13 protein-coding genes are annotated in these 13,271 nt (G+C 74.2%); 2 read left to right on the top strand and 11 right to left on the bottom strand.

The features are described from left to right. The first annotated feature begins 116 nt into the window (after positions 1–116). Complete coding sequence (locus ACI792_RS07020) at positions 117–956, top strand: peptidylprolyl isomerase (protein ID WP_456601969.1); 840 nt, start codon at positions 117–119, stop codon at positions 954–956. A gap of 61 nt (positions 957–1,017) precedes the next feature. On the opposite strand, the gene ACI792_RS07015 is transcribed toward ACI792_RS07020, so the two are convergent. Beyond that, a complete protein-coding gene (locus ACI792_RS07015; RefSeq protein ID WP_456601968.1) occupies positions 1,018–1,659 on the bottom strand; it encodes a TetR/AcrR family transcriptional regulator in 642 nt (213 codons plus the stop codon). A gap of 36 nt (positions 1,660–1,695) precedes the next feature. Between ACI792_RS07015 and ACI792_RS07010 the strand changes: the two genes are divergently transcribed. After that, entirely contained in the window at positions 1,696–2,592 is an 897-nt protein-coding gene (locus ACI792_RS07010) for an NAD-dependent epimerase/dehydratase family protein (RefSeq protein WP_456601967.1), read from the top strand. A gap of 74 nt (positions 2,593–2,666) precedes the next feature. Here ACI792_RS07010 and ACI792_RS07005 read toward each other — a convergent pair whose 3' ends face one another. The 10 genes from ACI792_RS07005 to pdxT form a co-directional block, all read right to left on the bottom strand. Then, positions 2,667–5,114 (bottom strand): RelA/SpoT family protein, encoded by a 2,448-nt coding sequence (locus tag ACI792_RS07005; RefSeq protein WP_456601966.1) that lies wholly within the window; start codon positions 5,112–5,114, stop codon positions 2,667–2,669. A 92-nt stretch (positions 5,115–5,206) separates the two neighbouring features. Beyond that, a complete protein-coding gene (locus ACI792_RS07000; protein ID WP_456601965.1) occupies positions 5,207–5,794 on the bottom strand; it encodes an adenine phosphoribosyltransferase in 588 nt (195 codons plus the stop codon). Further along, positions 5,791–7,125, bottom strand: coding sequence for a protein translocase subunit SecF (gene secF / locus ACI792_RS06995; protein ID WP_456601964.1), 1,335 nt, complete (start codon positions 7,123–7,125; stop codon positions 5,791–5,793). Before secF ends, ACI792_RS07000 begins: the two co-directional genes overlap by 4 nt. Continuing rightward, positions 7,122–8,771 (bottom strand): protein translocase subunit SecD, encoded by a 1,650-nt coding sequence (gene secD / locus ACI792_RS06990; protein ID WP_456601963.1) that lies wholly within the window; start codon positions 8,769–8,771, stop codon positions 7,122–7,124. The genes secF and secD overlap by 4 nt, the downstream gene beginning before the upstream one ends. A gap of 14 nt (positions 8,772–8,785) precedes the next feature. Next, positions 8,786–9,097 (bottom strand): preprotein translocase subunit YajC, encoded by a 312-nt coding sequence (gene yajC / locus ACI792_RS06985; protein ID WP_456601962.1) that lies wholly within the window; start codon positions 9,095–9,097, stop codon positions 8,786–8,788. A 147-nt stretch (positions 9,098–9,244) separates the two neighbouring features. After that, a complete protein-coding gene (gene ruvB / locus ACI792_RS06980; RefSeq protein ID WP_456601961.1) occupies positions 9,245–10,369 on the bottom strand; it encodes a Holliday junction branch migration DNA helicase RuvB in 1,125 nt (374 codons plus the stop codon). Positions 10,370–10,442: 73 nt separating this feature from the next. Next, positions 10,443–11,081: a Holliday junction branch migration protein RuvA gene (ruvA, locus tag ACI792_RS06975; RefSeq protein ID WP_456601960.1), complete on the bottom strand. Its 639-nt coding sequence runs from the start codon at positions 11,079–11,081 to the stop codon at positions 10,443–10,445. Further along, complete coding sequence (gene ruvC / locus ACI792_RS06970) at positions 11,078–11,647, bottom strand: crossover junction endodeoxyribonuclease RuvC (protein WP_456602018.1); 570 nt, start codon at positions 11,645–11,647, stop codon at positions 11,078–11,080. Before ruvC ends, ruvA begins: the two co-directional genes overlap by 4 nt. A 211-nt stretch (positions 11,648–11,858) precedes the next feature. Continuing rightward, positions 11,859–12,620: a YebC/PmpR family DNA-binding transcriptional regulator gene (locus ACI792_RS06965; RefSeq protein WP_456582199.1), complete on the bottom strand. Its 762-nt coding sequence runs from the start codon at positions 12,618–12,620 to the stop codon at positions 11,859–11,861. Further along, on the bottom strand, positions 12,617–13,258 hold the full coding sequence (gene pdxT, locus ACI792_RS06960; protein WP_456601959.1) for a pyridoxal 5'-phosphate synthase glutaminase subunit PdxT: 642 nt from the start codon (positions 13,256–13,258) through the stop codon (positions 12,617–12,619). Before pdxT ends, ACI792_RS06965 begins: the two co-directional genes overlap by 4 nt. Between the last annotated feature and the right edge of the window lie 13 nt (positions 13,259–13,271).

The raw sequence follows: 13,271 nt of genomic DNA, 5'->3' as shown, positions 1-13,271 counted from the left end.
CCCGGCGCTGCCAGGGATCGGCCAGCCCCGCCACCTAGACTCGCACCCCGACCAGCGCGCCCGCCCGCCGTCGCGGCCGCCCACGTACGCCCCGCCCGCCCGAGGAGTCCGCCCCCGTGCCCACGAACAAGCAGCGCCGGGAAGCCGCGCAGCGTCACCTGCAGCGCCAGTTGGAGCGCCGCGCCGAGCAGGCGAAGAAGCGCCGCCGGAACCTCGGGCTGCTGCTCACCGCGCTCGCCCTCGTCGTGGTCGTCGGGGCCGCCCTGCTGCTCACCGACGTGTTCGGCGGCGACGACGAGAGCGACGACCTCGCGGCCGAGCCGACGACGCCGGCGGCCACGTCCTCGGCCGCGCGCACCACCAACGCCGACGGCACGGTCACCTGCGAGTACCTGCCCGACGAGTCGGGGAACACCAACCTCACCGACGTCGGCACGCCACCGAACCCGGAGGCCACGCCCACCCAGGGCACCGCCACCGTGCTGATGAGCACCGACCAGGGCGACCTGACCCTCACGCTGGACCGGGCGCAGGCCCCGTGCGCCGCGGCCAGCTTCGTGTACCTCACCGAGCAGGGCTTCTACGACGGCACCCCGTGCCACCGGCTGGTCGACGCCGACACCTTCGGCCTGCTGCAGTGCGGCGACCCGACCGGCACCGGCTCCGGCGGCCCGACGTACAAGTACGCCGAGGAGGTCACGCCGGACACGACCTACCCCCGCGGGACCGTCGCCATGGCCAAGACCGCCGCGCCGAACAGCACGGGCGGCCAGTTCTTCCTGACCTTCGTCGACACCGAGCTGCCGCCGGAGTACACGGTGGTCGGCCGGATCGACGAGGCCGGTCTCGGTGTGCTCGACGCGGTCGCGGCGGGCGGGGTCCAGGGCGCCGAGGGCCCCGGCGACGGCACCCCGAACATCCCGGTGACGATCGAGGACATGGCCGTCGTCGGCTAGGGCGGGGCACCCACCCGACAGGTGGCTGTCGCCCACGACGGCGCGTCGGGCCCCGGCGTGGTCAACGGTCCGCGCCGGCGACGCTTCGCGCGAGCCGGGACAGGGCCGCACCCAGGGCGGCGGCCGGGCGTTCCTCCACACGCGTCCAGTGGTGCACCTGCTCGGCGGACAGCCCGGCGAGGAGCAACTCCGCCCGCTCCAGGGGGTCCGCGGCTCCGCTCGCGCGCAGCAGCACCGCACAGTGCTGCCGCCAGAACCCGTACGAGCCCTTGCGCAGACGTGATCCGGGAGTCGACGTCTCCGAGAGCAGGACCAGGTCGAGGTGGCGCACCTGGAACTCCAGGTAGCCGGTCACGAAGGCCACCAGGCGATCGACGGCAGGGGCGCCCGGACCCAGCGGTGGCGGCCCGCCGAGGATGGCCTCCTGGAACTGGCGGCCCCGCTCGTCGAGGAGCGCTGCGGCCAGCCCGCCCTTGTCGGTGAACCGGCGGTAGAGCGTGCCCTTGCCCACGCCGGCCTCGGCCGCGATGTCGTCCATCGTCACGCCGGGGACGCCCCGCTCGGCGAAGAGCCCCTCGGCCGCAGCGAGGATGCGGAGCCGGTTGCGCGCGGCGTCCGCGCGCTCGGTGACCGGCCGCTCCCCCGCGATGCGGACCAACCCCGTCGACAAACCGGACCCTGGTCCGCTAACGTCCTCACCCATGAAACGGACTGTAGTCCACTACGAGGGGAGAACGTCGTGAAGGTGCTCGTACTGGGGGCCACCGGTTACATCGGCTCGGTCCTCGTCGAACGGCTGGTGGGTGCCGGGCACGAGGTGGTCGCGCTGACCCGCCCGGGGGTCGACGAGCCGCCGGCGATCGCGTCGGTGGGCACCGTCGTGGGTGACCTGGCAGAGCCCGAGGGCCTGTCGGCCGTGGTCGCGCCCGACATCGACGCCGTCGTCCACGTCGCCCCGCCGACGGGGGTCGCCGCCGCGGACATCGCCGCGGTCGAGGCCCTGCTCCTCCCCCTGCGCGGAACCGGCCGCACCTTCCTCTACACCAGCGGCCTCTGGGTGCTGGGGGCGACCGGCACCGACCCGGCCGACGAGGACAGCCCCCTCGACGCCATCGAGCTGGTCGCTCACCGGCCCGTGATCGAGCGACTGGTCCTCGACGCTGTCGAGACCGACGTCCGCGGCCTCGTCGTCCGTCCGGCGATTGCGCACGGCCGCGGCGGTGGCATCCCCGGGCTCCTCGTAAGCACAGCGCGGGACCACGGCGCCGGGCGTTTCGTCGGCAGCGCCGACACGCGGTGGCCGATGGTGCACGTCGACGACCTGGCGGAGCTGTTCCTGCTGGTGCTGGAGCAGGCTCCCGCGGGGCGCCTCTTCCACGGGGTCGCCGAGGAGGCGGTCCCGGTGCGCGAGTTGGCTGCCGCGGCTGCACGGGCCGCCGGCCTCGACGGATCCGCCGAGTCCTGGCCCGTGGAAGACGCTCGGGACGTCCTGGGGGCGGCCTTCGCCGACGCGCTCGCGTTGAGCCAGTCGGCCACCGGCGCCCGCGCCCGCGAGGAGCTGGGATGGCATCCCCGGAGGCCGGGCGCGGTGGAGGAGCTCGGAGCCGGCTCCTACGCGGCCAGCTGCGTGGGCTGACGGCGACCCGCCGGACCGGCCCCGCTGCAGGGGCCCGCGCCGAGCGTGCGAGGCGCGGGGGCAGCGGGGTCCTTCTAGGCGGTGACGCGCTCGACGTCGAAGACGCCCTCGACGTTGCGCACCGTCTGCAGCACCGCGCCCAGGTGCGCGGGGTCGGCGAGCTCGAAGGTGAACCGGCTGATCGCCACGCGGTCGCGGCTGGTCTGCACCGACGCCGAGAGGATGTTGACCCGCTCGTCGGCCAGCGCCTTGGTCACGTCCGACAGCAGGCGGTGCCGGTCGAGGGCCTCCACCTGGATGGCCACCAGGAACACCGACCCCGGGGACGACGCCCACTCCACCTCTACCAGACGTTCAGGCTTGCTCCGCAGGTCACCGGCGTTGGTGCAGTCGGTGCGGTGCACGCTGACGCCCCCGCCGCGGGTGACGAAGCCCAGGATCTCGTCGCCGGGCACCGGGGTGCAGCACTTGGCGAGCTTGGCCCAGACGTCGGTCATGCCGTGGACGATGATCCCCGGGTCGCCGCGGGCCGTGCGCCGCGTCGACGGCCGGCGGGTCGGGATGGCGGTCTCGGCGATGTCCTCCGCCGCGCCCTCGCTGCCACCCAGGGCCACCATGAGCTTCTCGACCACCGAGGCGGCCGAGAGCTGGTGCTCCCCCACCGCCGCGTAGAGCGCGGTGACGTCGGCGAACCGCAGGTCCTTGGCCAGGGTGGACAGCGCCTCGCCGCCGAGCAGCCGCTGCAGCGGCAGGCCGGCCTTGCGCATCGCCCGGGTCAGGGCTTCCTTGCCGGCGTCGACGGCGTCCTCGCGCCGCTCCTTGGTGAACCACTGGCGGATCTTGGTCCGGGCGCGGGAGGAGCCGACGAAGGTCAGCCAGTCCTTCGACGGGCCCGCCGTCGGCGACTTGGAGGTGAAGATCTCGACGACGTCGCCGTTGGAGAGCTTGCTGTCCAGGGAGACCAGCGAGCCGTTGACCCGGGCGCCGATGGTGCGGTAGCCGACCTCGGTGTGCACCGCGAAGGCGAAGTCGACGGGCGTGGACTCCCCCGGCAGGCTCACCACGTCGCCCTTGGGCGTGAAGACGAAGACCTCCTGCGGACCGAGGTCGTAGCGCAGGGTCTCGAGGAACTCCCCGGGCTCCTGCGCCTCCCGCTGCCAGTCCAGCAGCTGGCGCAGCCACAGCATGTCGTCGGCCGAGCCGGCCTTCGGCGGCGCGCCGCTCTCCCCGGCCGCGGGCTTCCCGCCGGCGCGCGCCTTCTCCTTGTACTTCCAGTGCGCCGCGATGCCGTACTCGGCGGTGCGGTGCATGTCGTGGGTGCGGATCTGCAGCTCGACCGGCTTGCCCTGCGGCCCGATGACCGTCGTGTGCAGCGACTGGTACATGTTGAACTTCGGCATCGCCACGAAGTCCTTGAAGCGACCGGGCACCGGCTGCCAGTGGGCGTGCATGATGCCCAGCGCCGCGTAGCAGTCGCGCACCGAGTCGACCAGGATGCGGATGCCGACGAGGTCCCAGATGTCGGTGAAGTCCCGGCCGCGGACGATCATCTTCTGGTAGATCGAGTAGTAGTGCTTCGGCCGGCCGGTGACGACGGCCTCGATCTTCGCCGCCCGCAGCTGCTCGGTGACCGACGCGGTGACCTCGGCCAGGTAGGTGTCGCGGGACGGCGCGCGCTCGGCGACCAGGCGGACGATCTCGTCGTAGCGCTTGGGGTACAGCGTGGCGAAGGCGAGGTCCTCGAGCTCCCACTTGATGGTGTTCATGCCCAGCCGGTGGGCGAGCGGGGCGAGGATCTCGAGCGTCTCGCGGGCCTTCTTCTCCTGCTTCTCGGGCGGGAGGAAGCGCAGCGTGCGCATGTTGTGCAGCCGGTCGGCCAGCTTGATGACCAGCACCCGCGGATCGCGGGACATCGCGACGATCATCTTGCGGATCGTCTCGGCCTGGGCGGCGTCACCCAGCTTCACCTTGTCGATCTTGGTGACGCCGTCGACGAGGTGGGCGACCTCCGAGCCGAAGTCGGTGGTGATCGTCTCGAGGGTGACGCCGGTGTCCTCGACGGTGTCGTGCAGCAGCGCCGCGATCAGCGTCGTGGTGTCCATGCCGAGCCCGGCGAGGATCGTGGCGACGGCGAGCGGGTGGGTGATGTAGGGATCGCCGCTCTTGCGCTTCTGGCTGCTGTGCGCGGCCTCGGCGACGTCGTAGGCCCGCTGCAGGAGCACCAGGTCGGCCTTGGGGTGGCTCTGCCGGTGGAGGGCGGCGAGCGGCTCCAGGACCGGGCGGACCAGGCCGCTGCGCTGGCCGGCGACGATGCGCCGGGCGAGGCGGTCGCGGACGCGGCGGCGGGGGGTCCCGGGCTCGACGTCGGGCGGATCGGCCCCCACGTCCTCGGGCCGGCGCACCGCGGGCCGCTCGGGGAGCGGGCTGCGCACCGGCGCCTCGGCCACGGCGTCGGTGACCGCTCCACCGGCGGCTGCCCCGGCCCGCGCGGCAGCCGCGTCGGCGGCTACTTCGGAGGCCACGGCTGCTCCTGCGGCTGGCAGAGGGGGGACCCTCACCATGCTAGCGGGACGACGCCCGCCGGCGTCGGGAGCGCGACCGGGATCTCCCCCGCTCAGGTGGTCCAGAGGGCGTGCACCGTGTGCGGCGCCAGCAGCTGCCGGCCCCCCAGCGCGGCGAGCTCCACGACCACCGAGATCGCCGACACCACCCCGCCGAGCTGCTCGACCAGCGCGACGGCGGCGCCCAGCGTGCCCCCGGTGGCGAGCACGTCGTCGACGACCAGGACCCGCTGCCCGGGCCGGATGGAGTCCGCGTGCAGCTCCAGGGTCGCGGTGCCGTACTCCAGGGTGTAGTCGGCCGAGACCCGCTCGCGCGGCAGCTTCCCGGCCTTGCGGACGGGCACCACGCCGACGCCGGCGTCCAGCGCCACCGCGGCGGCGAGCAGGAACCCGCGCGCCTCCACCCCGGCGACGACGTCGAACGGCCGCTCGCCGGAGCGCCGGGCGGTGAGCGCGGCCGTCCGCGGGTCCGACACCCCCGGGGACGCCAGCCCGTCGACCATCCGGCGGAAGGCGGGGCCGTCGGCGAAGACCGGCGTCAGGTCCCGGAAGACGATTCCCGGCTCGGGGTGGTCCGGGACGTCGACGGTGAGCGAGGCGATGAGCTCGTCGAGCGGCTGCTCCGCGGGTGCTGCGCTCACCGGCGCCGCTTGCCCGACGGCCGGCTGGCGCCGGGGCGCTGCGGGCGGGCGCCCGGGCGCGGCGCAGCGGTGGCGCCCCGCGGGGCGTCCGGGCGCACCGAGGACGGCGACTCCACCACGACGTCCGCGGTCACGGTGCCGGGCAGCTCCGCGGTGGCGACCGCACTGGGGCTCCGGCGACGGCGGGCGCTGGCCACCGGGCCGGTCGGCGCGGCCGTGCCACCGGTCCGGGCGGCCGAGGACCGCCGGGCCAGCACGCGGCGGCGCAGCGCCTGGACCTCGGGCTCCCGCTCCTTGAGGTCCGCGACGATCGGCGTGGCCAGCACGATCGAGGAGTAGGTGCCGGCGGCCAGGCCCACGAAGAGCACGAGGGCGAGGTCCTTGAGGGTGCCGACGCCGAGCAGCCCGGCCCCGACGAAGAGCAGGCCCGCGACCGGCAGCAGGGCGATGACCGAGGTGTTGATCGAGCGCATCAGGGTCTGGTTGACGGCCAGGTTCGCCGCCTCGCCCCAGGTCATGCGCGCACTGCGCTCCAGGTCGCGGGTGTTCTCGTCGACCTTGTCGAACACCACCACGGTGTCGTAGAGGGAGAAGCCGAGGATGGTCAGGAAGCCGATGACCGTCGACGGCGTCACCTCGAAGCCCACCAGGGAGTAGACCCCGGCGGTGATCACGATGTCGTGCACCAGCGCGGCCATGGCGCCGACCGCCATCTTCGGCTGGAATCGCACGGCCAGGAAGAGCACGACCGCGACCAGGAAGACCGCCAGCGCGACGAGCGCCTGGTCGGTGATGTCCTGGCCCCACTCGGCGCTGACCGACTCGGGGCTGACCTCGGCGGGGGTGATGCCGGCGACCTCGGCCAGCCCCTCCACCACGGCGCGCTCGGTCTCGTTGTCCAGCTGCGCGGTGCGGATCAGCAGGGTGTCCCCGCCCACGATCTGCGCCGTCGCCACCTCCGCCCCGGCGTCCTCGGCCGCGGCGCGCGCCTCCTGCAGCTGCTCCTGGGTGCCGGGCAGCCGGAAGCTGTTGCCGCCGGCGAAGTCGATGCCGAAGTTGAAGCCCCGGAACACCATCGAGGCGATGCACAGCAGCACCACGATCGCGGTGATCTTGTAGATCAGCCGGCTGCGGCCGACCACGTCGAGGCCCGCCTCGCCGTTGTAGAGCCGGTGCGCGAGCCCCGCGCGCCCGGCTCGCGGGGCCGGGGCCGCGGCGACGTCGTCGTCGGCCGGGTCCTGGGGCAGCCCGGCGTCCGCGAGCGCCTCCTCACCGGTGCCCACCGGCTCGTCCGCGGGCGTCCGCTCCGCCGGGTCCGTCGGGCGGGTCATGAGGTGCTCCTGTCCTGGCGACCGCCCGCGGCGGCGCCGACGAGTTCCCCGGCCGGGGCGCTCGCGGCGGGGCGGCGGGTGTGCTCCACCCGTCCGAGCCCGGAGAAGCGGTTCCGGCCGAAGCCCTTCAGCCGCGAGAGCACGGCCATGAGCGGGTGGGTGAAGAGGAAGACGACGACGAGGTCCAGCACGGTGGACATGCCGAGGGTGAAGGCGAAGCCCTTCACGTCGCCGATCGCCAGCAGGTAGAGGATCGCCGCGGCCAGGAAGCTGACCGCGTCCGCCGACAGGATGGTGCGCCGCGCGCGGACCCAGGCCCGCGGGACGGCGGACCGCAGCGAGCGGCCTTCCCGGATCTCGTCCTTGAGCCGCTCGAAGTAGACGACGAAGGAGTCGGCGGTGATGCCGATCGAGACGATGAACCCGGCGATGCCGGCGAGGCTCAGGGTGAACCCGATCTCGCGGCCCAGCAGGATCAGGCAGGCGTAGACCACCACCGCCGAGAGCACGAGGCTGGCGATCATCACCAGGCCGAGCAGCCGGTAGTAGAACAGCGCGTACACGAAGACCAGGGCGATGCCGATGGCCCCGGCGATCAGCCCGGCCTCGAGCTGCTCCTCGCCGAGCTCGGTGGAGATCGACTGCGCCGTCGCCTGGGTGAAGGTCAGCGGCAGGGCGCCGTAGCGGAGCTGGTTGGCCAGCTCGGTGGCCGACTCCTGGTCGAACTGACCGGTGATCGTCGTCGGGTTGGTCGTGATCGCGCTGTTGATCGTCGGCGCGGAGATGACCCGCCCGTCGAGCGTGAAGGCGACCGGCGAGCCGACGTTGGCCGTGGTGTAGGCGGCCCACGTGTCCAGGCCCTGGGCCTGGAAGTCCAGCAGCACGACCCACTCGCCGGTCCCCGGCTCGGTCCCCGCGGTGGCGTCGTCGATCTGCGTGCCCTCGATGATCGTGGGGCCGAGCAGGTACTTGACCGCGCCGTCCTCGCTGCAGGCGGCCACGAAGTCCTGGGGCCGGGTCACCTCGCCGGTGACGTTCTCCGCCTCGCAGGTGAGGGTGGCGAACTCGGCCGCCGCCTCCTCCTGGGTCACGGCGGGCGCGTCCGGGTCGGGCAGGGACGGGTCCGCGACCGCGCCGTCCCCGGTCGCCGGGTCCTCGGCGGGCGCCTCGGCGTCGTCGCCGGCCGCGCCGCCGTCGGCGGTCTCGGCGTCGGCACCCTCCTCGGTGCCGGTGCCCTCCTCGGTGCCGGTGCCCTCCTCGGCCGGGACGGCGGGGGCGGGGCCCTGGACCACCGGGCGGAAGCGGAGCTGCGCGGTGGCGCCGAGCTCACGGGCCTGCTCGCCGTCGTCACCGGGGACGGAGATGACGATGTTGCTGTCGCCCTCGGTGACCACCTCGGCCTCGGCGACGCCGAGGCCGTTGACGCGCTGCTCGATGATCCGGCGGGCCAGCTCCAGGTCCTCCTGGGCCGGCGCCTGACCGTCGGGGGTGCGCGCGGTCAGGGTCACCGTGGTGCCGCCGCGCAGGTCGAGCCCGAGCTGCGGCGTGCGGGTGTCCCCGGTGAAGAACACCAGCCCGTAGAGCAGGGCGACGATCAGCGCGAACGCGCCGAAGTAGCGCCCCGCCGGGAGGGTGCGGTTGGCCACGGAGCTCCTCCGGGTCAGACGGTGCCGTCGGCGGGGCGCGCGGTGTCCCCGTCGGACGGCGTGGCACCGGCCGGGCGGCGCACCTCGAGGATCGCCTGCCGGGCGAAGGTGACGACCACGCCGGGCGAGATCTCCAGGTCCAGGGTGGTGTCCCCCAGCGCGGCGACGGTGCCGTGCATGCCGCTGGTGGTCATGACCGGGGTGCCGATCGCGAGGGAGGCCTGCAGCGCGGCCTGCTGCTCCTGCATGCGCTTGCGCTGCCGCGCGGGCAGCACGAACAGCACGACGGCCAGCAGGGCCAGCATGATCAGCGGGAAGTACTCCACGACAGGTGTGCCTCTCTTCCGCGACGGGTGCCTCGCGGTGGTGCGGCCCGGGACGGGACCGCTCGGGTGCATCGGTTGCCGTACGCGCGGCTACCAGGCGGGACGCGCACGGCCCGGCCTGCGAGTTGCGCGCCAGCGTCCGGGAGTCTAGGCGTCGAAGAGGGTCTCTGACGACGACCCCGGTACCGGTGGGTCGGCGGTGACCCGCCCGAGGGGGACGCCGCCGCGCGGCACCGGCCGGCCCAGGTGCTCCCAGGCGGCCTCGGTGGCGACCCGTCCGCGGGGGGTGCGCGCCAGCAGACCGGCCCGCACGAGAAAGGGCTCGCAGACCTCCTCGACGGTGTGCGGCTCCTCCCCGACGGCCACCGCGAGGGTGGCGACGCCGACCGGCCCGCCCCCGAACTTGCCCACCAGCGCCTCGAGGACGGCGCGGTCCAGCCGGTCCAGCCCGAGGTGGTCGACGTCGTACAGCGCGAGCGCGGCCTCGGCGACCTCGCGGGTGACGCGGCCGTCGGCCTCCACCTCGGCGTAGTCGCGCACCCGGCGCAGCAGCCGGTTGGCGATGCGCGGTGTCCCGCGGGAGCGCCCGGCGATCTCGGCGGAACCTTCGTCGGTGAGCTCGACGCCGAGCAGGTCGGCGCTGCGGGCGAGCACCCGCTGCAGCTCGGCCGGCTCGTAGAACTCCATCTGCCCGACGAAGCCGAACCGGTCGCGCAGCGGCCCGGTGAGCAGCCCGGCCCGGGTGGTGGCCCCGACGAGGGTGAACGGGTTGATCTCCAGCGGGATCGCCGTCGCCCCGGGCCCCTTGCCGACGACGACGTCGACGCGGAAGTCCTCCATCGCCATGTAGAGCAGCTCCTCGGCGGGCCGGGCGATGCGGTGGATCTCGTCGATGAACAGGACGTCGCCGGGCGCCAGGTTGGACAGCATCGCCGCCAGGTCGCCCGACCGCTCGATCGCCGGACCACTGGTGATCTTCACCGAGGTGCCGAGCTCGGAGCCGATGATCAGCGCCAGGCTCGTCTTGCCGAGCCCGGGTGGCCCCGACAGGAGCACGTGGTCCGGGGTGCGCCCACGCCGCTTGGCCCCCTCGAGGACCAGGGCCAGCTGGCGGGCGACCTTCGGCTGGCCGATGAAGTCGTGCAGCGAGTGCGGCCGGAGCGCGGACTCGACGACCCGCTCCTCCTCGCCGGCCTGCGGCGACACCGTCCACTCCGGCGTCGCGTCGGCGGCGAGGTCACCGGTCAGCGACCGGTCGAACGGGGCGCTCACGCGTCCTCCTCGCTGGCGCTCGTCGCCCGCGTGAGCGGCGCTGCTCTGCTCATCGGTTCGCTCGCAAGCTCGCTCACGTCCTACCCAGCAGCTGGAGCGCCCGTCGGAGCAGCACCGCGACCTCCACGCTCCCGGTCGCGGCGACCTGCTCGTCGGCCACCGGGGCGAGCTGGGTCACCGCCGTCTCGGCCTCCTTGCCGCTCCAGCCCAGGCCGACCAGCGCGCTGGTGAGCTGGTCCCGCCAGGGCGCCACCGGCGTCACGGACGGCAGCCCGACAGGGGCGGGCGCGTCCAGCGAGGTGTCGGTGGTCGTGGACCCCAGCCGGTCGCGCAGCTCCAGGATCAGCCGCTCGGCGCCCTTCTTGCCGATGCCCGGCACCTGCATCAGCGCCTTGACGTCCGCCATCGACACCGCCCGGCGCACCTCGCGCGGCGGGTGGATCGCCAGCACCGCCTGCGCGAGCCGGGGGCCGACGCCGTTGGCGGTCTGCAGCAGCTCGAACAGCTGGCGCTCGTCGTCGTCGGCGAAGCCGTAGAGGGTGAGGCTGTCCTCGCGCACGACGAGGCTGGTCGCCAGCCGGGCGGACTCCCCCACCTGCAGGCGGGCGATGGTGCCGGGGGTGCACTGCACCGCGAGGCCGATGCCGCCCACCTCGACGACGGCGCCGTCCGGGGATACCGCGGCGACCCGGCCGCTGACGCTGGCGATCATCGCGCCGCCACCCCCGTCCACCGCGGCAGCGTGGTGCTGCGCACCGGCGCGCCGATCCCGCCGGCCAGCGCGGCGGTGCGCAGCCGCTGCTGGGCCGGGCCGCGCCAGGCGTGGCAGACCGCGAGCGCGAGGGCGTCGGCGGCGTCGGCCGGCTTCGGGGCGGCGGCGAGCCCGAGGACCCGGGTGACCATGAGGGTGACCTGCTCCTTGTCCGCGCGGCCGTTGCCGGAGATGGCCGCCTTGACCTCGCTGGGCGTGTGCCAGGCGACCGGGCGGTCGGCCTGGGCCGCGGCGAGCGCGGCGACCCCGGCTGCCTGCGCCGTCCCCGTGGCGGTGCCCTTGTTGTTCTGGGTGAACACCCGCTCGATGGCCACCACGTCAGGGCGGTGCTCGCGCAGCAGCGCCGTGACGGCGGTGTGCAGCTCGAGCAGCCGCAGCTCCAGGTCGAGCTCCGCGAGCGTGCGGACGACCCCGACCCCGACCGCCGTCGGTCGCGTCCCGGGGCGCCCGTCGACCACTCCCCACCCGCACCGGGTGAGGCCCGGGTCTATGCCGAGCACCCGCATGGTCACGCTCCCGTCAGCCGAACTGGTGTTCGACCGAGGCTAACCGGCCTCCCCGACCGAACCCCGCCAACACGCCCTGGCGACGTACTGGAACCGGCCGCGGTGCAGGGACCCGCGGCGAGCGGAGCGAGTCGTGGGGGGCACCGGGTAGAAGGACCCCCCCCTCACCCCCCAGCACTCGCATACTCGCGCCGGGCCCCTGCGAGGGGGCCTAAGCGTCCGCCGCGACCTGCTCCATGACCTCGTCGGGCACGTCGTAGTTGGCGTAGACGTTCTGCACGTCGTCGCAGTCCTCGAGCGCGTCGATCAGCCGGAACACCTTGGCGGCCCCCTCGGCGTCGAGCTCCACCTGGACGCTGGGCTGGAAGCCGGCCTCGGCGGAGTCGTAGTCGATGCCCGCGTCCTGCAGCGCGGTGCGGACGGCGACCAGGTCGGTGGGCTCGCAGAGCACCTCGAGGGTGTCGCCGAGGTCGCGCACCTCCTCGGCGCCGGCGTCGAGCACCGCCATGAGCACGGTGTCCTCGTCGACGTCACCGGACTTCGGCACCGTCACCACGCCCTTGCGGGAGAAGAGGTAGGAGACCGAGCCGGGGTCGGCCATGGACCCGCCGTTGCGGGTCATGGCGGTGCGGACCTCCATGGCCGAGCGGTTCTTGTTGTCGGTCAGGCACTCGACGAGGACGGCGACACCGCCGGCGGCGTAGCCCTCGTAGGTGATGCCCTGGTAGTCGACGCCGCCGGCCTCGAGACCGGCGCCGCGCTTGACCGCCCGGTCGATGTTGTCGTTGGGCACCGAGCTCTTCTTCGCCTTCTGGATGGCGTCGTAGAGCGTCGGGTTGCCGGCCGGGTCGCCGCCGCCGGTGCGGGCCGCGACCTCGATGTTCTTGATGAGCTTGGCGAACAGCTTGCCGCGCTTGGCGTCGATCCCGGCCTTCTTGTGCTTGGTCGTCGCCCACTTGGAGTGGCCGCTCACGGCTCTCCCCTCTCTGCGTCGGCCAGGTGACGGCGCACGATGTCGACGAACAGCGCGTGCACCCGGCGGTCCCCGGTCAGCTCGGGGTGGAAGCTGGTCGCCACGACGTCCCCCTGGCGGACCGCGACGATCCTACCGTCGGCCGCTCCCCCGACGACCCGGCCGAGGACGTGCACCCCCGGCCCGGCCTCCTCGACCCACGGCGCCCGGATGAAGACGGCGTGCAGCGGCCCACCGTCGACGCCGTCCAGCTCGACGCGGGTCTCGAAGGAGTCGACCTGGCGGCCGAAGGCGTTGCGGCGGACCGTCACGTCGAGCCCGCCGACCGTCTCCTGGCCGGGGGGCGCCCCGACCAGCCGGTCGGCGAGCAGGATCATGCCCGCGCAGCTGCCGTAGGCCGGCAGCCCGGCACGGACGGCGTCCCGCAGCGGCGCCAGCAGGCCCCACCGGGCGGCCAGCTTGGCCATGGTCGTCGACTCCCCGCCGGGGACGACGATCCCGTCGACGCCGGCGAGCTCCTCCGGGCGGCGCACAGGCAGGGCGTCGGCGCCCTCGGCACGCAGCGCGGCGAGGTGCTCGCGCACGTCGCCCTGGAGGGCCAGGACCCCGACGACGGGGCGGGCGGGGCCGGTGGACACGGCCGCCCACGCT

Source organism: Blastococcus sp. SYSU DS0669 (assembly GCF_054050895.1).
This window is presented reverse-complemented; position numbering and strand designations above follow the sequence as displayed.